Source organism: Janthinobacterium sp. NKUCC08_JDC (genome assembly GCF_019345575.1).
Lineage (GTDB): Bacteria > Pseudomonadota > Gammaproteobacteria > Burkholderiales > Burkholderiaceae_D > Janthinobacterium > Janthinobacterium aestuarii.
On the sequence record NZ_JAHKQW010000002.1, the window covers coordinates 609,258 to 629,497 of the forward strand.

At 61.5% G+C, this 20,240-nt stretch carries 20 protein-coding genes; 7 read left to right on the plus strand and 13 right to left on the minus strand.

Going from position 1 to position 20,240, the window contains the following annotated elements:
- Positions 1 to 117: 117 nt before the first annotated feature.
- Positions 118 to 1,011 carry an HTH-type transcriptional regulator ArgP gene (locus KO538_RS08755; RefSeq protein ID WP_034747696.1) on the plus strand — a complete coding sequence of 298 codons (894 nt, stop codon included), beginning with the start codon at positions 118 to 120 and terminating at the stop codon, positions 1,009 to 1,011.
- On the opposite strand, the gene KO538_RS08760 is transcribed toward KO538_RS08755, so the two are convergent.
- The 4 genes from KO538_RS08760 to KO538_RS08775 form a co-directional block, all read right to left on the minus strand.
- Complete coding sequence (locus KO538_RS08760) at positions 1,012 to 1,884, minus strand: ABC transporter permease (protein WP_034746000.1); 873 nt, start codon at positions 1,882 to 1,884, stop codon at positions 1,012 to 1,014.
- Entirely contained in the window at positions 1,881 to 2,726 is an 846-nt protein-coding gene (locus tag KO538_RS08765; protein ID WP_034745997.1) for an ABC transporter ATP-binding protein, read from the minus strand. The genes KO538_RS08760 and KO538_RS08765 overlap by 4 nt, the downstream gene beginning before the upstream one ends.
- Position 2,727: 1 nt before the next feature.
- Entirely contained in the window at positions 2,728 to 3,684 is a 957-nt protein-coding gene (locus tag KO538_RS08770) for an ABC transporter substrate-binding protein (RefSeq protein ID WP_257620272.1), read from the minus strand.
- 88 nt (positions 3,685 to 3,772) lie between these two features.
- A complete protein-coding gene (locus KO538_RS08775) occupies positions 3,773 to 4,657 on the minus strand; it encodes a TauD/TfdA family dioxygenase (protein ID WP_219328050.1) in 885 nt (294 codons plus the stop codon).
- 211 nt (positions 4,658 to 4,868) lie between these two features.
- Here KO538_RS08775 and KO538_RS08780 point away from each other — a divergent pair, with 211 nt between their 5' ends.
- On the plus strand, positions 4,869 to 5,354 hold the full coding sequence (locus KO538_RS08780; RefSeq protein ID WP_219328051.1) for a tetratricopeptide repeat protein: 486 nt from the start codon (positions 4,869 to 4,871) through the stop codon (positions 5,352 to 5,354).
- Positions 5,355 to 5,372: 18 nt separating this feature from the next.
- Here the strand turns inward: KO538_RS08780 and can are convergent, their stop codons facing one another.
- The 7 genes from can to KO538_RS08815 all read right to left on the minus strand — a co-directional run bounded on the left by can (position 5,373) and on the right by KO538_RS08815 (position 14,336).
- Positions 5,373 to 6,044: a carbonate dehydratase gene (gene can, locus KO538_RS08785; protein ID WP_034788731.1), complete on the minus strand. Its 672-nt coding sequence runs from the start codon at positions 6,042 to 6,044 to the stop codon at positions 5,373 to 5,375.
- A gap of 135 nt (positions 6,045 to 6,179) precedes the next feature.
- Entirely contained in the window at positions 6,180 to 7,313 is a 1,134-nt protein-coding gene (gene dnaJ / locus KO538_RS08790; RefSeq protein WP_034745985.1) for a molecular chaperone DnaJ, read from the minus strand.
- 160 nt (positions 7,314 to 7,473) lie between these two features.
- Complete coding sequence (dnaK, locus tag KO538_RS08795) at positions 7,474 to 9,417, minus strand: molecular chaperone DnaK (RefSeq protein ID WP_034745982.1); 1,944 nt, start codon at positions 9,415 to 9,417, stop codon at positions 7,474 to 7,476.
- Between the two features lie 91 nt (positions 9,418 to 9,508).
- Entirely contained in the window at positions 9,509 to 10,045 is a 537-nt protein-coding gene (gene grpE, locus KO538_RS08800; protein ID WP_034745977.1) for a nucleotide exchange factor GrpE, read from the minus strand.
- Between the two features lie 344 nt (positions 10,046 to 10,389).
- Entirely contained in the window at positions 10,390 to 11,499 is a 1,110-nt protein-coding gene (gene hemH / locus KO538_RS08805; protein WP_034745975.1) for a ferrochelatase, read from the minus strand.
- Between the two features lie 150 nt (positions 11,500 to 11,649).
- The gene (gene recN / locus KO538_RS08810; protein WP_034745972.1) at positions 11,650 to 13,317 is read right to left on the minus strand and encodes a DNA repair protein RecN; all 1,668 of its coding nucleotides are present in this window, start codon (positions 13,315 to 13,317) and stop codon (positions 11,650 to 11,652) included.
- Between the two features lie 47 nt (positions 13,318 to 13,364).
- Positions 13,365 to 14,336, minus strand: coding sequence for an NAD kinase (locus tag KO538_RS08815; protein ID WP_235194145.1), 972 nt, complete (start codon positions 14,334 to 14,336; stop codon positions 13,365 to 13,367).
- Positions 14,337 to 14,598: 262 nt separating this feature from the next.
- Between KO538_RS08815 and KO538_RS08820 the strand changes: the two genes are divergently transcribed.
- From KO538_RS08820 to gloA, 4 genes are all read left to right on the plus strand, one after another.
- Positions 14,599 to 14,865, plus strand: a complete 267-nt coding sequence (locus KO538_RS08820; protein WP_034745969.1) for a hypothetical protein — start codon at positions 14,599 to 14,601, stop codon at positions 14,863 to 14,865.
- Positions 14,866 to 14,979: 114 nt separating this feature from the next.
- On the plus strand, positions 14,980 to 16,215 hold the full coding sequence (locus KO538_RS08825) for a sorbosone dehydrogenase family protein (protein WP_080698447.1): 1,236 nt from the start codon (positions 14,980 to 14,982) through the stop codon (positions 16,213 to 16,215).
- A gap of 105 nt (positions 16,216 to 16,320) precedes the next feature.
- Positions 16,321 to 16,743, plus strand: coding sequence for an OsmC family protein (locus KO538_RS08830; protein ID WP_034745965.1), 423 nt, complete (start codon positions 16,321 to 16,323; stop codon positions 16,741 to 16,743).
- Between the two features lie 114 nt (positions 16,744 to 16,857).
- Positions 16,858 to 17,265: a lactoylglutathione lyase gene (gloA, locus tag KO538_RS08835; protein ID WP_080698394.1), complete on the plus strand. Its 408-nt coding sequence runs from the start codon at positions 16,858 to 16,860 to the stop codon at positions 17,263 to 17,265.
- Between the two features lie 4 nt (positions 17,266 to 17,269).
- Here the strand turns inward: gloA and KO538_RS08840 are convergent, their stop codons facing one another.
- On the minus strand, positions 17,270 to 18,175 hold the full coding sequence (locus tag KO538_RS08840) for a LysR substrate-binding domain-containing protein (RefSeq protein WP_219328052.1): 906 nt from the start codon (positions 18,173 to 18,175) through the stop codon (positions 17,270 to 17,272).
- A 92-nt stretch (positions 18,176 to 18,267) separates the two neighbouring features.
- Between KO538_RS08840 and KO538_RS08845 the strand changes: the two genes are divergently transcribed.
- On the plus strand, positions 18,268 to 18,735 hold the full coding sequence (locus tag KO538_RS08845; RefSeq protein WP_034745960.1) for a DMT family transporter: 468 nt from the start codon (positions 18,268 to 18,270) through the stop codon (positions 18,733 to 18,735).
- 72 nt (positions 18,736 to 18,807) lie between these two features.
- Here KO538_RS08845 and KO538_RS08850 read toward each other — a convergent pair whose 3' ends face one another.
- Positions 18,808 to 20,130, minus strand: a complete 1,323-nt coding sequence (locus KO538_RS08850; RefSeq protein WP_034745957.1) for a TolC family outer membrane protein — start codon at positions 20,128 to 20,130, stop codon at positions 18,808 to 18,810.
- Positions 20,131 to 20,240 lie beyond the last annotated feature (110 nt).

Consider the following 20,240-nt stretch of genomic DNA (forward strand, 5'->3'; position numbering starts at 1 on the left):
AGGAGGCCGCACGCTGGCGCGCGGTACTCCATCAAAGAGGCATTGTGCACTGCAACACACTCATCCTTATGAAAAGTAAGTATTATTTAGTATTGATAAATTTTTCTTATGCAAGCGATGACCATGGATCTCAATCCCAAACATACGGAAGCATTCCGCGCCGTCGTCGAAACGGGCAGTTTCGAACAGGCGGCGCTGCGGCTGCACCTGACCTCCCCCGCCATTTCCCAGCGCGTGCGGGCACTGGAAAGCCAGTTGGGCAATGCACTGATCGTGCGCAGCCGCCCCGCGCGGGCCACACGCATGGGCCAGCGGCTGATGCAGTATCTGAAACGGGCCAAGTTGCTGGAAGCGGACTTGCAGGCGGAACTGGCGGTGCAGCAGGATGCCCCGCTGACCCTGGTGCTGGCGCTGAACGCCGATTCGATGGGCACCTGGTTTTTCCCCGCCCTGTCCGAGGTGCTGATACGCGAGCGCGTGCTGCTGGATCTGACCGTGGAAGACCAGGACCACACGTACACCTTACTGGAAACAGGCATGGCGATCGGCTGCATCAGCACGGAGCCGAAACCCATGCGCGGCTGCACGGCCGAGCCGCTGGGCGTGATGCGCTACTGGCTGGTGGCCACGCCCGCGTTCCGCCAGCAGTGGTTCGCGCACGGGCTGACGCGCAAGGCGGCGCGCACGGCGCCCGTCGTCGCCTACACGCGCAAGGACACCTTGCAATCGTCGTTCCTGCAAGAGGCGCTGGGGCTGCCCGAAGGGGCCTACCCCTGCCATTACGTGCCGGGCGCCACCTCGCACTTCAACGCCATCCGCTACGGCCTCGGCTACGGCATGGTGCCCGAACTGCTGCTGAAAGCGAACACGGATGGCGAACTGGTGGAAATGCTCACGCCCAAGACCCCGGCCGACGTGGCCCTGTACTGGCACACGTGGAAGGTGCAGTCGCCACGCATGGAGCAGTTGTCGCGGCAAATCATCGCGGCGGCGCGCAGCATGCTGAAATAACTATCGTTGCATGCCCCAGCGTTTCAAGGTGACGCGCTCCAGGCTGCGAAAACCGATGTTTTCCACCAGCAAGCCGATGACGATGACGGCCGCCAGACCGGCAAACACCTTGTCCGTGTACAGCTCGTTGCGGTTCTGGAAGATGTACCAGCCCAGGCCGCCCTGCCCCGACGTCGTGCCGAACACCAGCTCGGCCGCAATCAGGGTACGCCAGGCAAACGCCCAGCCTATCTTCAAGCCCGAGACGATGGAAGGCAGAGCACCCGGCACGAGGATGTGCAGCACCAGGCGCAAGCCGTTCAAGCCATAGTTGCGGCCCGCCATGCGCAAAGTCTCGGGCACGCCCTGGAAGCCTGCATACGTGTTCAGGGCCAGCGGCCACATTACGGAATGGACGATGACGAATATCAGGCTGGCGCGCCCCAGTCCGAACCACAGCAAGGCCAGCGGCAGCAGGGCGATCGCTGGCAAGGGATTCAACATGGCCGTCAGGGTTTCCAGCACGTCGCGCCCGATGCGGCTCGACACAGCCAGCAAGGTCAGCACGAAGGCGGCCAGCACGCCCACCGCATAGCCTTGCAGCAAGACGACGAGGGAGGCGGCTGTGCGCGTGAGCAATTCACCGCTGGCGATGCCGCCGATAAACGCCTGCGCCGTTTGCAAAAAACTGGGCAGCAATAAATCGTTCTGCGTCCAGCGCGCCGCGCCTTCCCACAGCAGGGCCAGGCTGAGCAAAATGAGCGCCTTGCGCCACAGCGCGTGCTGGCTCACACGCTGCCAGTGCGACAGCGGCTGCTCGACGGTGACGCCGGCTGGCGGCGGCGCGGCGTAGATGAATTCCTGGCGGATCGGCGGTTCCAGCAGCGCGCTCATACGGCCTCCCGCTGCGCATTAACTGCTTGCGGGACGGCAGCTACTTCCTCATCGAACAGCAAGCCGTGGATGCGGCTGCTGGCGGCCTGGAATTCCGCGCTGCCCGCGCTGTGCAAGCCGAATTGATGGCTGTTGAGTTCAGCGCGCACGCGGCCCGGATGGGGCGACAGCAGCAGGATGCGGTTGCCCACGACCAAAGCTTCCTCGATCGAATGCGTGACGAACACGAGGGTAAAGCGCAGCTCTTCCCACAGGCGGCTCAGTTCTTCCTGCATCTTACGCCGCGTCAGCGCATCGAGGGCGGCAAACGGCTCGTCCATCAGCAGTACTTCCGGCTGCATGGCCAGGGCGCGGGCGATGGCGACCCGCTGCTTCATGCCGCCAGACAAGGTGTGCGGATGGGCATCCTCGAAGCCGGCCAGGCCCACCTTGGCGATCCAGTGATGGGCGCGCTCGCGGGCCGCCTGCTTGTCCAGGCGCTTGCTGGCAAGCAAGGGGAACATGACGTTTTCCAGCACGGTTTTCCAGGGCGGCAACTGATCGAATTCCTGGAACACGACGACACGGTCCGGCCCCGGTTTATGAATGGGCTGGCCCTGCATGGCGATGCTGCCCGCGCGCGGCACGATGAAGCCGGCCACGGCTTTCAGCAGTGACGACTTGCCGCAGCCCGATGGTCCCAGCAGCACGAAACGGTCGCCTCGAAACACGTCGAAACTGACGTCATGCGTGGCGCGCACGGTGCGCTGCTCGGTGCGGTATTCCAGGCTGACATGTTTGACGCTGAGTAATGGCTGTAGCGCAACGGGAGGACGGACCAGATGAAAAGCGGGCGCGTTCATGTCAGCCTCCTTGCGTGATGGCAGGATCGTCAAAGAAATAATCGCGCCAGCTGCCGGGCAAATTGCGGATGGCGCTCACGCGGTGCAGGAATTGCGCAAGGCCATAGGTGTTTTGCGGGGCAATCTTGAATTGCACTTGCGGATTGGCAAAGATTTTCAACAGCAAGTTGCGGTCCACTTTGCTCTTGTTGACCTTGATGTAGATGTCGGCCGCGCCTTGCGGGTTGCTGCTCGCATACTGCGCCGCTTCCGCCAGCGCGGCGATGAAGGCGCGGTAGGTTTTCGGATTGTCCTTGCGGTACTTTTCCGTTGCATACAGCAGGGTCGACGAGCTGGGTCCGCCTTGCACGTCGTACGAGTTCAGGATGATGTGCGCGTTCGGGTTTTGCGCCAGTTCCTGTTCCTGAAATGGCGAATTGCCGAAGTGGCCGCTGAGCTCCGTGCCGCCGGCGATGATGGCAGCCGCCGCATCCGGATGCGGCAGGGTTTGCGTGATCTTGTCGAGGCGGGCAAATTCCTTGTCGCCCCACTGTTTCGCCACGGCCATTTGCAGGATGCGCGCCTGCACGGAAACGGAGACGGCCGGCAAGGCGATGCGGTCCTTGTCCGTCAAGTCCACCAGGGTTTTTACCTTGGGATTATTGCTGACCAGGTAATAGGGGAAATTGCCCAGCGAAGCCACGCCGCGCACATTCTGCCGGCCTTTCGTGCGGTCCCAGATGGTCAAGAGCGGACCCAGCCCAGCACCCGCGATATCGATATTACCCGACAACAAAGCATCGTTGATGGCCGGGCCGCCGGACAGGGTGATCCACTCGACTTTCACATCGACGCCCTGCTGCTTACCATGCTTTTCAATCAGCTTTTGTTCCTGCGCGATATTGAGCAAAAGAAAAGTGATGCCATGCTGGCCCGCGATGCGGATCTGCCCTTCGGCCCGGGCCATGGGCATGGCCATGCACAGCACGGCGATGGCGGCGAGCAGGCGGCGGGTAAAGGTCAAGATCGGCAACATGGACACTCCTTGGTCAACTACGTTCAAAAAATCAGTACGGCGCATCGCCTTCGATCGTCGTGCGGTAGAGCTTGCGGCGCTGGTCGGACGGACAACCTGTCGCCAGATGCATCAGGGAACGGTTGTCCCAGAACACCAGGTCATGCGGTTGCCAGCGGTGCACATACAGATGCTCGGGGCGCACGCTATGGGCAAACAGTTCCTCGAGCAGGGCGCGGCTTTCATCGTCGGGCAAGCCGACGATGCGCGTGGTGAAATGTTCGCTGACAAACAGGGCGCGGCGTCCCGTTTCCGGATGCACGCGCACGACGGGATGGGTAACGGGTTTGACTTCATCGATCTGCGCCTGCGTCAGCGCGGGCCGCCATGGGTTGCGGCGGCGCAATTCCTCGTACTGGCTCAGATAGCTGTGCTCGGCACGGGCCCCGCGCACGGCGTGGCGCAGCGCGGCCGGCAAGCTTTCCCACGCCAGGTGCATGTTCGCAAAGACGGTATCGCCGCCCTCGTCCGGCAACTCTTGCGCGTGCAGCATGGAGCCGAGGCTGGGCACTTCCTTGTACGACAAGTCCGAGTGCCAGAAATGGCCCGCGTCCCCGAGGCCGATGGGCTGGCCGTTTTCAACGATATTCGAGATGATCAGCACTTCCGGCTGCGATGGCAGCTGGAACTGGCGTAGCACATGGATTTGCAGCGGGCCGAAGCGGCGGCTGAAATCGACTTGCTGCTGCGGCGTGATGCGCTGGTCGCGAAACACCAGTACGTGATGGTCGAGGTGAGCGTGATGCAGGCGCTGGAAATCGCCCTGCGACAGCGGCTGCGCCAGGTCCAGACCCAGCACTTGCGCGCCCAGGGGTGCATCGAAAGTTTCGATCTGGAAAGGGCTAGTGGATTGCACGGGTTTCAGGACGGCCGACATGGGAGTTCGCCAAGAGTCTGGGGAAGTCCACTGTATGCCGGCCTGCGGTCCTTGCAAACGAAGCATTTACTATATGGATATGCGCGGCGCGTTGCGCCACGCTGCAACAGGCACTGTCACGCAATGGCGCAGCAGCAGGGGCTTTGCCCGGGAATGGGGTGAGCATGCAATTTGCTTACCCACCAATTCTCAACCATAGACCAGGATAGCCATGCCCACCTACGCCCTGCTGCTCGCCTTGCTGTTCCCTGCTTTCGCCCACGCGCAGGATAGTGAGGGTGAAAGCGATCTCAGCTACAAAGCCTATGTGCACAGCGACAAGCGCATCAAGTGTTTGTACGGCTATGCGGCCGACAAGACGGGCGACCATGCGGCCGCCGTCGCCATCTTTGAAGATTGCATCCGTCGCTGGAACGATGTGTATTCGATGATTTGGCTGGCCCAGCTGTATGAAACGGGCATCGGCGTGTCGAAGGACTTGCAACAGGCGACGGCGCTGATGCGGCGCGGTGCGTATACGAATGATGACGCCGCCTACGCGCGGCTGGCGCGCTACCACTATGGCGTGGCGCTGGCCGAAGGCCGGGGCACGCCGCAGGACATTCCCCAGGCCAGAATCTGGCTGCGCCAGGCGGCGCAGGAGGGCGTGCGGGAGGCGGCCGATTATCTGGGCCGCCTGGACAATGCGGCGCCGTAGGCACGGCGCCAGCATCGATTACGCGATGGCTTCGTAACGGGCCAGGCGCGTCGCCATGCGCGGCGCCAGTTCGTGGCCAGCCGTGACGGTCACTTCCAGGTCGTTCAGCAAGCCATCCTTCAAGCCATAGACCCAGCCGTGCACGCTGAGTTCCTGGCCGCGTTCCCACGCATCTTGCACGACGGTGGTCTGGCACACGTTCAAGACTTGTTCGACGACGTTCAGTTCGCACAGGCGGTCGCCGCGCTGGCGGCTCGTCAGCACGTCGCCCAGATAGCGCTCGTGCTTCTGGCCCACGTCCTGGACGTGGCGCAGCCAGTTGTCGACCAGGCCGATGCGCGTGCCCGTCATGGCAGCATGCACGCCCTTGCAGCCGTAATGGCCGACGATGATGATATGTTTGACTTTCAGCACGTCCACGGCAAATTGCAGGACGGACAGGCAATTGAGGTCGGAATGCACGACCACATTGGCAATATTACGGTGCACAAACACGTCGCCAGGCGCCATGCCCAGCAGTTCATTCGCTGGCACGCGGCTGTCGGAACAGCCGATCCACAGGTATTCGGGCGACGTTTGCGCTTCCAGGTTCTTGAAGAAGTTCGGGTCTTTCGCCACCATCGAGTCGGCCCAGCGGCGGTTACGCTGCAGCAGTTCCGCCAGGGCCGGGCCATTTTTCTGTTCGGTCATATCGCTCCCATTGTGTACGTACGACTGAATTGGCGGCAAATCGCGCCCATAGGCCGGCGATACCGCACATTGCTCAGTCGTGATGAAAAAAACGCCGGGATGTTGAAGCATCCCGGCGCATGGTATTACGTGTGCTTATTCAAAAAAATCCTTGACCTTGTCTTTCCAGGTCTTGCTTTGCGGACTGTGCTTGGCACCGCCCTCGGTCGTCGACTTTTCAAAGTCGCGCAGCAGGTCTTTCTGTTTTTCCGTCAATTTCACGGGCGTTTCGATGGCCACGTGGCAGAACAGGTCGCCCGCGTAACCGGAGCGCACACCCTTGATGCCCTTGCCTTTCAGGCGGAAAGTCTTGCCCGACTGGGTGCCTTCCGGGATCGTGAACGACACTTTGCCGTTCAGGGTAGGCACTTCGATTTCGCCACCCAAAGCTGCCTTGGTGAACGAGATCGGCATTTCGCAATGCAGGTCGTCGCCTTCGCGCTGGAATACGGCGTGCGGCTTGATGTGGATTTCCACATACAGGTCGCCCGACGGACCGCCATTCGTGCCCGGTTCACCGTTGCCGGACGAACGGATACGCATGCCGTTGTCGATACCGACTGGAATTTTCACTTCCAGGGTCTTGTTGCGCTTGATGCGACCGGCGCCGCCGCACGGCGTGCACGGGTCGGTGATGACCTTGCCGCTGCCATGGCATTTCGGGCAGGTTTGCTGGATGCTGAAGAAACCTTGCTGCATGCGCACCTGGCCGTGGCCACCGCAGGTACCGCAGGTGGTGGGCGACGTGCCCGGCTTGGCGCCGCTGCCGTGGCAGGTATCGCACTTGTCCCAGCTCGGCACGCGGATAGTCGTGTCGAAGCCGTGAGCAGCTTGCTCCAGTGTAATTTCCAGGTTGTAGCGCAAGTCGGCGCCACGGTACACCTGCGGCCCCGCATTGCGGCTGCGTCCACCGCCACCGCCAAAGATGTCGCCGAAGATATCGCCGAAGCTGTCGGCAAAGCCGCCAGCACCGCCGCCGAAGCCGCCACCGCCGCCCATGTTCGGGTCCACGCCAGCGTGACCATAACGGTCATACGCATCGCGCTTTTCCGGATTGGTCAGCATCTCGTAGGCTTCTTTGACTTCCTTAAACTTTTCTTCCGATTCCTTGCTATCCGGATTGCGGTCCGGATGGTATTTCATCGCCAGTTTACGGTAAGACTTTTTGATCTCTTCTTCCGAAGCATTTTTTGCGACACCGAGTGTCTCGTAAAAATCACGCTTTGCCATGTTGTCGGCACCTTGCAGTCTATCTACTGATGTAAAAATTACACGAAAAAGCCGAGTCGAGTGCTGCACTGGGCAACGACTCGGCTCGGCCGGTCTTCGCGGCTAATCCCGCGATGTAGCGTTCAGCCCGGCTGCCCCCAGTTCATGGGAGCGCAAGACATTACTTGCTGTCTTTGACTTCTTTGAAGTCAGCGTCAACAACGTCGTCTTGCTTGGCGCCTGCGTCCGATGCGCCAGCAGCTTGCTGTGCACCTTCCGCGCCGCCGGCAGCTTGCTGCGCTTGCATGTCGGCATACATTTTTTCGCCCAGTTTCTGCGATGCGCTCGACAGTGCTTCCACCTTGGCGTCGATCTCAGCCTTGTCGCCCGCCTTGATGCTTGCTTCCAGGTCGGTGATGGCCGCTTCGATCTTCTCTTTCTCGCCCGCATCCAGCTTGTCGCCGTATTCGGTCAAGGATTTCCGGGTCGAGTGTACCAGAGCATCGGCCTGGTTGCGCGACTCGGCCAATTCTTTGACCTTTTTGTCTTCTTCCGCGTTCAGCTCGGCATCCTTGACCATCTTCTGGATTTCAGCCTCGGTCAAGCCGGAATTGGCCTTGATCGTGATCTTGTTTTCCTTGCCGGTGGCCTTGTCTTTCGCGCCGACATGCAAGATGCCGTTGGCGTCGATGTCGAAGGTCACTTCGATCTGTGGCGTGCCGCGCGATGCTGGCGGGATGCCTTCCAGATTGAATTCGCCCAGACCCTTGTTGCCGGCGGCGATTTCGCGCTCACCCTGGAAGACCTTGATGGTCACCGCAGGCTGGTTGTCGTCGGCCGTCGAGAACACTTGGCTGAACTTGGTCGGAATCGTCGTGTTTTTGTGGATCATCTTGGTCATCACGCCACCCAGGGTTTCGATACCCAGGGACAGAGGAGTAACGTCCAGCAACAGCAAATCCTTGCGTTCGCCCGACAGGACCGAACCTTGAATCGCTGCGCCCACGGCGACGGCTTCGTCCGGGTTCACGTCCTTGCGTGGATCCTTGCCGAAGAATTCCTTCACTTTTTCCTGCACCTTCGGCATACGGGTCATACCGCCGACCAGGATGATGTCATCGATGTCCGACACTTTCACGCCTGCATCCTTGATAGCGATGCGGCATGGTTCCATCGTGGCCGTGATCAGCTCTTCCACCAGCGATTCCAGCTTGGCGCGGGTCATCTTCAGGTTCAAGTGGACCGGCGCGCCGTTCGCCATGGCGATGTACGGCTCGTTGATCTCGGTTTGCTGCGACGACGACAATTCGATCTTCGCGCGCTCGGCCGAAGCCTTGATGCGCTGCAGAGCGATCGGATCTTTTTTCAGGTCGATGCCGTTGATCTTCTTGAACTCGTCGATGATGTAATCGATGACGCGCTGGTCGAAGTCTTCGCCGCCCAGGAAGGTGTCGCCGTTGGTCGACAGCACTTCAAATTGTTTCTCGCCATCAACATCCGCGATTTCGATGATCGACACGTCGAACGTACCGCCACCCAAGTCGTACACGGCGATTTTACGGTCGCCTTTTTCGGTCTTGTCCAGGCCGAACGCCAGCGCTGCCGCGGTTGGCTCGTTGATGATGCGCTTGACGTCCAGGCCAGCGATACGGCCGGCATCCTTGGTGGCTTGACGCTGCGAGTCGTTGAAGTACGCAGGCACGGTGATGACGGCTTCGGTGACTTCTTCACCGAGGTAGTCTTCTGCCGTTTTCTTCATCTTGCGCAGGACTTCAGCCGAAATTTGCGGCGGAGCCAGTTTTTTGTCGCGTACGCCGATCCATGCATCGCCGTTGTCGGCTTTCATGATCTGGTACGGCATCAGCGCGATGTCTTTTTGAACTTCTTTTTCGTCGAACTTGCGACCGATCAGACGCTTGACTGCGTACAGCGTGTTTTTCGGATTGGTCACGGCCTGGCGTTTCGCTGGCGCGCCGACGAGAATTTCGCCATCTTCTTGATAAGCAATAATCGACGGCGTCGTGCGTGCGCCTTCAGCGTTTTCGATTACCTTTGGTTGACCGTTTTCCATGATGGAAACGCAGGAATTCGTGGTTCCCAGATCGATACCGATAATTCTACCCATGATTTATTTCCTTTTATTTGCTAGATTTCAGATGGTTCTTATATGTGGCAAAGCGGCATGTTTTCAAGGCTTGCTTGATGCCGCCCTCTGATTATTTTGCTTGCGCGGTCGTTACAATGGCTGGACGCAGCAGGCGGTCCGCAATCATATAGCCCTTTTGCAGGACTGACACGATGGTATTGGCTTCCTGGTCCGCCGGCACCACGGCAACGGCCTGGTGTTTCATCGGATCGAGCTTTTCACCCTGCACTGGCAATACTTCCACCAGGCGGTTGCGCTCGAACGCGGCGTTCAGTTGCTTCAAGGTCATTTCGACGCCTTCTTTCAGCGATTCGATGGTCGGTGCTTCCACCGTCAGCGCCGTTTCCAGGCTGTCTTTGACCGGCACCATGGCTTCGGCAAAGCTCTCGACTGCGAATTTGTGCGCTTTAGCAACATCTTCCTGCGCGCGGCGACGGATATTTTCGCCATCAGCCTTGGCGCGCATGAAGGCATCGTGCATCTCTGCAAGACGCGCTTCGGTACTCGCCAGCTGCTCTTCCAAAGTAGGCTCTGCGGGAGTCGATGGGGCAGTCGCCGCGGCGTCCGCTTGCGGATTAGGTACAGCTTGGTTTTCCTGATCTTGCATCTGAAAAGCTCCTACAATCAATGGCTTAAATGAGTTAGTCTAACTATCTTTACAACACTAACGGGCAGATGGGGCTATATCCTATTGTTTCAAGGGGTATTCGTGGCAAAACCGGAATTACATCGGTCCATGTTACAGCGTATTACAAAATGCTATCCATTTCGGCCAGCGATCCGTGCGCGCATCCCTTGATTTTCCAGGCTTCCCACGGCAAAGCGGGCATTCTACCAGCCCCGCCGCCGCCATCGCCACTGGCTGTGTTGCTATTTGGAAAGCTGCTTGGCCGCGCCAGACATGACAAAGCCGCGCAAGCGCGGCTTTTTATTGTCAAAAATTTACAATCCTTAATTCGTCGCGCCCAAGGCCAGCGCTGCTGCACGCGCCTGCTCGCCCGCTTTCTTGTCCGCTTCGCGCTGCGCCGCCGTCTTCATCGTCGGCCAGCCAATCATGTGCTGTTCCGCAATTTCCGCCATGCCCGCAATCCAGGCCGGCGTTTCGTTCAGGCAAGCGATGTAGTGAAACTGCTGGCCGCCGGCCGTCTCGAAATCATGCTTCGCTTCCATGGCGATCTCTTCCAGGGTTTCCAGGCAATCGCTGGTAAAGCCCGGGCACAGCAAGTCGACGCGCTTGACGCCCTGCTGGGCCAGCGCCACCAGGGTGGGCGCCGTGTACGGCTGCAGCCATTCGGCCTTGCCAAAACGGGACTGGAAGGTCACCACATATTGCTCTTTAGTTAATTTCAGCTTTTCCGCCAGCAAGCGCGCCGTTTTCAGGCATTGGCAGTGGTAGGGATCGCCCAGCAGCAAGGTACGCTTGGGCACGCCATGAAAACTCATCACCAGTTTTTCGGGACGGCCATGCGCTTCCCAATGATTCAGCACCGAATCTCGCAAGGCGTCGATATACGTGTCGTGCTCGTGATATTGCTTAATGAAGCGCAATTCCGGCACATTGCGCACGGTGGCGTAATGGGCAAACACGGCGTCGTAGATGGAACCCGTCGTCGTGCCCGAGTATTGGGGATAGGCCGGCAGGATGGCGATGCGCTCGCAGCCTTCGTTTTTCAGCTTGGCCAGCACTTCCGGCAAGGAAGGCGAACCGTAGCGCATGGCCATCGCCACCGTCACGCCGTCATGGCCGCGCTCGGCCAGGGCGCCGGCCAGCAACTTGGCCTGCTTTTGCGTATGCACTTTCAGAGGCGAGCCCTCGCGCGTCCAGATCGACGCGTATTTCTTGGCCGACTGGCCGGAGCGGAACGGCAAGATGATCAGGTTCAGGATGAACCACCAGACGATGCGGGGAATCTCCACCACGCGCGGATCGGACAAGAATTGCTTCAGGTAACGCCGCACGGCCGACGACGTCGGTGCATCGGGCGTGCCCAGGTTGACGAGCACCACGGCGCTGCGGTCGATGCTGCCATGCGTGTACGGCGGTTCTGTTTGAAATGACATGAAGGCTCTTCGAAGGCGTTGGATGGATTAGCCAGTTATTATAGTTGCATTGAGTTAATAGCGAAGTGCTGGGGTCAGACCCTCAATGCCGCTAACGTCAAGCTCAGCGCTAACGCATCCGGGGGTCTGACCCCGGATTTAAGCCTGCGTTTAAATTGCCAGCAGTTCACGCGCATGCTTGCGCGTGGTGGCCGTGATTTCCAGGCCGCCCAGCATGCGCGCCACTTCTTCCACCCTGGCCTTGGCGTCGAGCATGTCGATGCGCGAGGCCGTCTTGCCATTGTCCAGGGTGCTTTTCGCCACCTGGAAATGCTGATTCGCCTGGCTGGCCACCTGCGGCAAGTGGGTCACGCACAGCACCTGGCGTCCCTGCCCCAGGCGTTTCAATAGCCGCCCGACGACCTCGGCGACGGCGCCGCCGATGCCGCTGTCGACCTCGTCGAAGATCAGGGTCGGTGTGGTGGTGGCGTGCGAGGTGATGACGGAAATGGCCAGCGCGATGCGCGCCAGTTCGCCGCCGGACGCCACCTTGGCCAGGGAACGTGGCGCCGTGCCGGCATGGCCGGCGACGAGGAACTCGACTTGCTCGAGTCCGTGGGCGGCCGGTTCGCACGGGTGCAGGGCGATTTCAAAACTGCCGCCCGTCATGCTCAGTTCCTGCATGGCGCGCGTGACGGCTTGCCCCAGTTCCAGGGCGGCGGCGTGGCGCGTGGCGGACAGGCGCTCGGCCACGGCGCGGTACTCGGCCTCGATCTTCGCTTCCTGGCGCAGCAAGCCTTCGATGTCGGAAGCGTCCGCCAGATGCTGCAGCTTTTCCGACAGCTTTGCGTGTTCCTCCGGTAACTCTTCCGGCGTGACGCGGAATTTGCGGGCCGTGCTGTGCATGGCTTCCATGCGCGCATCGAGCTGGTGCAGGCGCTCCGGGTCCAGTTCCACCCGGTCCAGGTAATTGTTCAGCGCGTACACGGATTCCTGCAGTTGGATGCGCGACGATTCGATCAGGTCGACAATCGGCTGCAATTCCGCATCGACGGACACGAGCTTGCCCAGCTTCTGGTTCAGGGCCGACAGTTGCGACACGATCGGGTGGTCTTCCGACTCGGAAATGAGGGACAAGGCTTCCTGCGCCCCTTCCAGCAGGCTGGCCGCGTGCGACAAGCGGCTGTGCTCGTTCGTGATGTCTGTCCACTCGCCGGGCTTGGCGGCCAGTTTTTCCAGTTCGCCCACTTGCCATTCCAGGCGTTCGCGCTCGTACAGCACGTTGGCCGCATTCGTTTCGAATTCCTCGCGCTGGCGCACGAGGGCGCGCCAGCGCTTGTGCAAGGCGGCCACTTGCCGCGCGTCCTGTTCCGCACCCGCTTCGCGCGCCGTCGCCTGGCCGTCGAGCAAGGCGCGCTGCGCTTCGCTTTTCAGCAAGGACTGGTGTGCGTGCTGGCCGTGGATATCGACCAGCATGTCGCCCAGTTCGCGCAACTGCGCGGCTGTGGCGGGGATGCCGTTGATGTACGCTTTCGAGCGGCCCGCGTTGTCGATCACGCGGCGCAGCAGGGCGCCGCCATCGTCGTTGGCAAATTCATGCGCCACCAGCCAGGCTTGCGCCACGTCGCTGACGGAGAAATCGGCCGTGATGTCGGCCTTGGCCGCGCCTTCGCGCACCACGCTGGCGTCGCCGCGCCCGCCCAGCGCCAGGGTCAGCGCATCGATGAGGATGGACTTGCCGGCGCCCGTCTCGCCCGTCAGCACGCTGAAGCCGGCGGAAAATTCCAGTTCAATGGTATCGACAATGACAAAATCGCGAATGGACAGTGTATGGAGCATGGCTTCTGTGGTTGGGCGGCGCACCGCGGGTTGAGGTGGAGAAAAAGTTAGCTGAGCTTGCCCTCACCCGACGGGTACTCATTCCAGTGCAATTTTTCACGCAGGGTGTTGTAGTAGCTCCACCCTTCCGGATGCAGGAAGGTAATCGTGTGCGGCGAACGGCGGATGAGGATGCGGTCTTGCTGCACCAGGCTGGCAAAGGTCTGCATGTCGAAATTGACGCTGATATCGCGCCCGCGCACGATTTCCACGACGATCTGGCTGGAATCGGGCAAGACGATGGGGCGGTTCGACAGCGCATGCGGGGCGATCGGCACGAGCACGATGCCGCCCAGGGTCGGATGCAGCAATGGGCCGCCGGCCGACAGCGAGTATGCGGTCGAGCCCGTCGGCGTGGAAATGATCAAACCATCGGAACGCTGGTTGTACATGAAGTGGCCATCCACCTCGACGCGCAATTCGGCCATGCCGGCGCCGGCGCCGCGCGAGACGACGACATCGTTGACGGCCATGCCCACGTGAATCGACTCGCCGTCGCGCAGCACGCTGCCTTCGAGCAAGGTGCGGCGTTCGGCCTTGAAGCGGCCGCCGAGAATTTGCGCCAGCACGGGCAGCATGCGCTCGAGCGGGATATCGGTCATGAAACCCAATCGCCCTTGATTGATGCCGATCAAGGGTACGTCGAATGGCGCCAGCTGGCGCGCAATGCCCAGCATGGTGCCGTCGCCGCCCATGACGATGGCGCAATCGGCGGCGGCGCCGATCTCGGCCGGCGACATGGCGCGCACGCCGGGAAACGCCAAGTTCAGGTGCGCGGCCGTCTCCGCCTCGAAGACCACCGTGTGGCCCAGCACTTGCAGGAAATCGACGATGCTTTTCACGGGTTCGGCAATGCCATCCGTATTCTGGCGCACGACCAGGGCGATGGTCTTGGCGCCCAGGTTGAAGCGCTCGCCCGGGGCTGGCAAGGTCGCGGCTGGCTGTTCGGCGCGCTGTTCGGCGTGATTATCGACGGGCATAAGAGTCTCGGTAGTGAATTCGGTGGCAAACCGCCCCAGGCTGTCGCGTCGCACGCCGGCATCGCATGATACTGTATATATGCACAGTATAGTGCGGCTGCCGTGTGCCCGCAAGGGGCGTTCTTGGTGTTGCACGCAGTGTAGCGCAGAAAAAGAATCGTCCATGCGTGCGCCAGCGCTCCCTGCATGGACAAATCCGCTTGCAGATGGCCTGCCGCGGCAGGACACTGATTTCACGTTACTTTTACTGTCAGGAGGCCATATGGTTACCCAGCATAGCGAACGCAAGATCAATACCGATGAAAAGGTCAAGAATGACGGCGTCGACCGTCTGCCGCACGAGCGCGATGAATCGCCCGATGCGCAAAACGTGCGCCCGCGCAAGATCATGCAACAGGCGGCCAGCGACTTGGAACAGGGCCTGGTCGACACGGACCGCCGCGCCCAGCCCGGCGTGGAAAAGGTCAAGCCCAGCGAACCGAAACAGGCCCGTCCCGACCCGCAGCTGGAACCAAAGAAGGCGCGCTGACTCCAACTGTCACGCACTGCTAGCGTTATGGAGTACGTCATGCACCGTTAAGTCTGTTCCTTGCTGCTGGCCGCCGTCTGCGGCCCCACTACCACCCATGCCCAGGCGCCCGCCATGCCCGTCGGCTTCGGCCCGCAACCCGTGCTGCCTGCGCCGGACAAGCAACTGATTCCCACCGTCAATGTGGCGCCCGTGCAGCGCTGGACGGCGGCACAGCGCCCCGTGGCCGCGCCCGGCCTGGCCATCCATGCCTATGCGCGCGACCTCGACCATCCGCGCTGGCTGTACGTGCTGCCGAATGGCGACGTGCTGGTGGCGGAAACGAATGCGCCGCCGAAGCCCGACGATAACAAGGGCATCAAGGGCGCCATCATGCAGATGCAGATGAAAAAGGCGGGCGCCGCCACGCCCAGCGCCAACCGCATCACCTTGCTGCGCGGCGTCGATGCAAACGGCGTGGCGCAAACGCGCAGCGTGTTCCTGCAAGGATTGAACTCGCCATTTGGCATGGCGCTGGTCGGCAACGAACTGTACATCGCCAATGCCGACGCGCTGCTGCGTTTTCCCTACAAGGAAGGCCAGACGAGCATCACGGCGCCTGGTGTCAAGGTGGTGGATTTGCCGGGCGGACCCATCAATCACCACTGGACCAAGAACGTCATCGCCAGTGCCGATGGCAAATTTCTCTATGTTGCCGTCGGGTCCAACAGCAATGTGGGCGAGAATGGTCTGTCGGCCGAAGACGGCCGCGCCGCCATCTGGCAAGTCACGCGCGCGACGGGCAAGGCACGCGTGTATGCGACGGGTTTGCGCAACCCCGTCGGCCTGGCCTGGCAGCCGCACAGCGGGGCACTGTGGACGGCCGTCAATGAACGCGACGAGCTGGGCAACGACCTGGTGCCCGACTACATGACGTCCGTCAAGGACGGCGCCTTCTATGGCTGGCCCTACAGTTATTTCGGCCAGCACGTCGATGCGCGGGTCAAGCCGCCACGTCCCGAACTGGTGGCCACCGCCATCGCGCCCGACTACGCGCTGGGTGCGCACACGGCCTCGCTGGGACTGGCATTTTATGACGGCGCCCTGCTGCCCGAACGCTACCGGGGCGGCGCCTTCATCGGCCAGCACGGCTCGTGGAACCGCAAGCCTTTCAGCGGCTATAAAGTCATCTTCGTGCCCTTCGCGAATGGCGTGCCCAGCGGGCCACCGCAGGACATCATCGCCGGTTTCCTTGACAGCAATGGCAAGGCGCAGGGGCGCCCCGTCGGCGTGGCCGTCGACAAGGCGGGCGCGCTGCTGGTGGCGGACGACGTGGGCAATGTGATCTGGCGCGTGACGCCGGCGCCGTGAGCGGCGATGCCCGGCGCGCGCATGCGCCCCCTGTGTGGCGCAACGAACGGAAGGGCAAGGGTGGCACGCGCATGATGGGCGCTCGAACCACGCAAGGAGTACATCATGAAAAAAACAGGATCAGCCGTCTGGAGTGGCGGCCTTAAAGATGGCAAAGGGTTTATTTCCACCCAAAGCGGCGCGCTCGACAATGTAGCCTATGGCTTCAACACGCGCTTCGAAGACGGTCCCGGCAGCAATCCGGAAGAACTGATCGGCGCGGCCCATGCGGCCTGCTTCACCATGGCCCTGTCCGGCCAGCTGGGCGAGGCGGGCATGCGCGCCACCGCCCTGAAAACCACGGCCGATGTCAGCCTGGAAAAAATCGATGGCAGCTATGCCATCACGGCCGTGCACCTGACCCTGGTGGCGACCATTCCCGGCGCCACCGACGAAGCGTTCCAGGACGCGGCCCTGCGCGCCAAGCTCGGTTGCCCCGTATCGAAGTTGCTGGCCACGGAAATCACCTTGGACGCCCATCTGGAGTAATGCCGGCATGCCGTCCGCTGCTGTTCCATCACCGGGCGGCAGGGGCGGTCTCGGCAAGAAAGCCGTAAAACGCATAAAATCCTGCCATTCCCCTATCACCATCAAGGATTTACGATGCGTATTTTGCACACCATGTTACGGGTCGGCGACCTGCAGCGCTCCATCGATTTTTACACCAAGGTCCTGGGCATGACGCTGCTGCGCACCAGCGACAATCCGGAATACCAGTACACCCTGGCCTTCGTCGGCTATGGCTCGAATCCCGATCATGCGGAACTGGAACTGACGTATAACTATGGCACCACCAGCTACGAGCTGGGTACGGCGTATGGCCACATCGCCATTTCGGCCGACGACATCGTCGCCGCTTGCGCCGCCGCACGCGCGAATGGCGGCAACGTCACGCGCGAACCGGGTCCCGTCAAAGGCGGTAATACCGTCATCGCCTTCATCACCGATCCGGACGGCTACAAGATCGAATTGATCGAACGCAAGTTCGACGGCCAGGGCGGCGGGCTGTAAGTCCTCAGCCTGGCTCGGCGGCCTGTGCAATGGCCGCGCGTAGCCAGGCGATGCCCGCATCGCCGTCCGTGCGGCGGTGCCGTATCGTTTCAAACGCAAACGGCGCGATGGCAAATGGCGCGGCGTACAGCGCCAGCCCCTGCGCCGCACTGTCCTGCAAGGCGCGCTGCGCCACCGTCAGGATCAAGTCCGTCCCCCTCACGACCTCCGGTGCGACCGTCCAGTACGCCACACGCACGGCGATGCGGCGTGTCTGTCCCAGCTGGGCCAGGGCAGCATCGACTTCGGCCGCCATGCCGCCTTCGCTGGATGCCACCAGCACATGCGGGCGCGCCAGATAGGTTTCCAGGCTCAGCATTTCACCGGACGCCAGGCTGTCCGGGTCGAGCGCGCACACGAATGTTTCCTCGAACAGGGTTTCACGATGTAAGTGCTCGGGCAGTTGCGGAAACACGCCCAGCGCCAGGTCGATCTCGCCATCCTGCACGCCAGCGATCACGGCCGGGCGGCTGGCATAGCTGATGGCCAGGTCGATACCGGGCGCTTCCACGCGCAAGCGGCGCAGCAAACGCGGCAAGATCAGCGCCGCGCCGTAATCCGACATGGCCAGGCGAAACACGCGCTGCGCCGTGGCCGCCTCGAAGACGGCGCCACCGAGCACGGAGCGCACGCTTTGCAAGGCTTCGGCCAGCGGCCGCGCCAGCTCCAAAGCACGCGCCGTCGGCTGGAAGCCGCCCTTGCCACGCAGCAGCAGCGGATCGCCGAGCAGATGGCGCAAGCGGGCCAGCGCATGGCTGACGGCAGGCTGGCTCATGTGCAAGCGCTCGGCCGCGCGCGACAAGTGGCGCTCGCTGAGCAGCGCTTCCAGGATTACCAGCAAGTTCAAATCGACAACCCGCAGATTATTCATTTGGTGCATAGTTGGCTGACAAACTACGAATTGGATTTAATGATGACAGCATAATACGATGACTCCATTAACTTAAGGTGATGGAGTCACACATGCATGGATGGATTACCGTATTTGCCCCGCTGGCCATGCTGGCCGGCGCCGTCGTCCCGTTCCAGGCGGGCGCGAATGCCGCACTGGGCCGCAACCTGGGCCACCCGCTGTGGGCCACGCTCGCCTCGCTGGCCGTCAGCGCCGTGCTCGCGTCGCTCGTGATGCTGGTCTGGCGGGTGCCCGCGCCCGATGTCGGTCTCGCCATGCGTGGACCGGGCTGGTCCTGGCTGGGCGGCGCGGCCGGCGTGTTTTACATTACGGCCGCGCTGATGCTGGCCCCGCGCATGGGTTCCGGCCCCTTCATGGCGGCCGTCATCGGCGGACAGATGCTGGCCGCGCTGGCCATCGACCGCTACGGTTTGCTGGGCTTTGCCGTCAAGCACATTTCTCCGCTGCATTGGGCCGGTGCGGGACTGGTGGTGGCGGGGGTGATCCTCACGCAAATAGCCAACAGCCGTGCCGCGTGAAAACAGGTCAAGACGAAGAAAAACCAGCGCCGTCACCGGGGCTGGTTTTCATCTGAATCTGCAGAAAAAAGATTACTTGTCGAGCAAGGCGTTGACGGGCATCAAATCCGTTTCCTTCAACGTGCCGGCCGCCGCCTTCAGGCGCAAGCCGTTCATGATGGTGTCGTAGCGGGCTTTCGACAGGTCTTTTTGCGTCGAGAACAGTTGTTTTTGCGCATTCAAGACGTCGATATTGATGCGTACGCCCACTTGATAACCGAGCTGGTTCGACTCCAGCGCCGACTTGCTCGACACTTCCGCCGCTTCCAGCGCCTTCACTTGCGCCAGGCCGCTGTTGACGCCGAGGAAAGCCTGGCGCGCGCCTTGCGATGCCGTGCGGCGTGCCGTTTCCAGGTCGTTGCGGGCCTTATTTTCCAGCGCGATCGATTCGCGCACCTTGCTGGTGACGGCAAAGCCGCTGAAGATCGGGATGCTCCACTGCACGCCGATGGCGTTGTTGTTGGAACTGCCGCTGCCGCCGCCCGTCGTATAGGTATGGCCCGCGTTGGCGATCAGGTCCAGGGTCGGATAATGGCCGGCGCGGTTGCGGCCGATGTCGCGCTTGGCCGATTCCACGTTGAACTGGGCCGTGACGACGCCAAAGTTCTGCTCTTCCGCCGAGCTCACCCATGGTTCGATGGCGGCCGGTTCCGGCGCGCTGATGACCACGCCCGTGCGCATCGGCGCCAGCGACGTTGGCGCTTCGCCGATGATGGTTTGCAAGGCGCTGCGCTTGTTGGCCAAGTCATTGATGGCGGCAAATTCCTGCGCCACCACCAGGTCGTAGGCCGCCTGCGCTTCGTGCGTGTCGGTAATCGTTTGCGTGCCGACTTCGAAGTTGCGCTTGGCCGATGCCAGTTGCTCCGTCGTGGCCACTTTTTGCGCCTGCGTGGCGCCCAGGTTATCTTGCGCGCTCAGCACGTCGAAATACGCCTGCGCCACGCGCGTGATCAGGTCTTGCTGCACCTGTGCAAATTGCGCTTCCGCAATCGCCTGCGCCAGCTTGCTTTGCTGATAGGTTTCCCAACGATCCCAGCGGAACAGCGGCTGCGCCAAGGTCAGATTGTAGGTATTCGTGTGCACCTTGACCGTCGGCATGGAAATCGTACTGGTGATCGGCTCGATGCTGTTGCGCGTATTGCTGCCCGAAGCCGACACTTGCGGCAGCAAGCCTGCCAGTCCTTGCGGAACCCGCTCCATCCCGGCCGACAGGGCCGCACGCGCACTCGCATACTGCGCGTCATTGGCCAGCGCCTGCTGGTACACCTGGATGAGATCGGCCGCCTGCGCTTGCAGCGAGCATGTCATCGAGACAAAGGCGCTGGTCATCAGCACGGCGATAAGGGGTTTCCGCATTGCATTTCTCCGTTGGAGTCGTCAAAAGTTGATGGAATCAAAAATCTGCTACCGCTTGCCTTGCGCCCGCCGGATGAGCGGGGTACAGGCCTCCGCAGGCATGCAGGAAA

Excerpts from the sequence above, each read along its gene's own strand:
- KO538_RS08755 (WP_034747696.1), top strand. The coding sequence starts at position 118 with ATGACCATGGATCTCAATCCCAAACATACGGAAGCATTCCGCGCCGTC.
- KO538_RS08760 (WP_034746000.1), bottom strand. The coding sequence starts at position 1,884 with ATGAGCGCGCTGCTGGAACCGCCGATCCGCCAGGAATTCATCTACGCC.
- KO538_RS08765 (WP_034745997.1), bottom strand. The coding sequence starts at position 2,726 with ATGAACGCGCCCGCTTTTCATCTGGTCCGTCCTCCCGTTGCGCTACAG.
- KO538_RS08770 (WP_257620272.1), bottom strand. The coding sequence starts at position 3,684 with ATGGCCATGCCCATGGCCCGGGCCGAAGGGCAGATCCGCATCGCGGGC.
- KO538_RS08775 (WP_219328050.1), bottom strand. The coding sequence starts at position 4,657 with ATGTCGGCCGTCCTGAAACCCGTGCAATCCACTAGCCCTTTCCAGATC.
- KO538_RS08780 (WP_219328051.1), top strand. The coding sequence starts at position 4,869 with ATGCCCACCTACGCCCTGCTGCTCGCCTTGCTGTTCCCTGCTTTCGCC.
- can (WP_034788731.1), bottom strand. The coding sequence starts at position 6,044 with ATGACCGAACAGAAAAATGGCCCGGCCCTGGCGGAACTGCTGCAGCGT.
- dnaJ (WP_034745985.1), bottom strand. The coding sequence starts at position 7,313 with ATGGCAAAGCGTGATTTTTACGAGACACTCGGTGTCGCAAAAAATGCT.
- dnaK (WP_034745982.1), bottom strand. The coding sequence starts at position 9,417 with ATGGGTAGAATTATCGGTATCGATCTGGGAACCACGAATTCCTGCGTT.
- grpE (WP_034745977.1), bottom strand. The coding sequence starts at position 10,045 with ATGCAAGATCAGGAAAACCAAGCTGTACCTAATCCGCAAGCGGACGCC.
- hemH (WP_034745975.1), bottom strand. The coding sequence starts at position 11,499 with ATGTCATTTCAAACAGAACCGCCGTACACGCATGGCAGCATCGACCGC.
- recN (WP_034745972.1), bottom strand. The coding sequence starts at position 13,317 with ATGCTCCATACACTGTCCATTCGCGATTTTGTCATTGTCGATACCATT.
- KO538_RS08815 (WP_235194145.1), bottom strand. The coding sequence starts at position 14,336 with ATGCCCGTCGATAATCACGCCGAACAGCGCGCCGAACAGCCAGCCGCG.
- KO538_RS08820 (WP_034745969.1), top strand. The coding sequence starts at position 14,599 with ATGGTTACCCAGCATAGCGAACGCAAGATCAATACCGATGAAAAGGTC.
- KO538_RS08825 (WP_080698447.1), top strand. The coding sequence starts at position 14,980 with ATGCCCGTCGGCTTCGGCCCGCAACCCGTGCTGCCTGCGCCGGACAAG.
- KO538_RS08830 (WP_034745965.1), top strand. The coding sequence starts at position 16,321 with ATGAAAAAAACAGGATCAGCCGTCTGGAGTGGCGGCCTTAAAGATGGC.
- gloA (WP_080698394.1), top strand. The coding sequence starts at position 16,858 with ATGCGTATTTTGCACACCATGTTACGGGTCGGCGACCTGCAGCGCTCC.
- KO538_RS08840 (WP_219328052.1), bottom strand. The coding sequence starts at position 18,175 with ATGAATAATCTGCGGGTTGTCGATTTGAACTTGCTGGTAATCCTGGAA.
- KO538_RS08845 (WP_034745960.1), top strand. The coding sequence starts at position 18,268 with ATGCATGGATGGATTACCGTATTTGCCCCGCTGGCCATGCTGGCCGGC.
- KO538_RS08850 (WP_034745957.1), bottom strand. The coding sequence starts at position 20,130 with ATGCGGAAACCCCTTATCGCCGTGCTGATGACCAGCGCCTTTGTCTCG.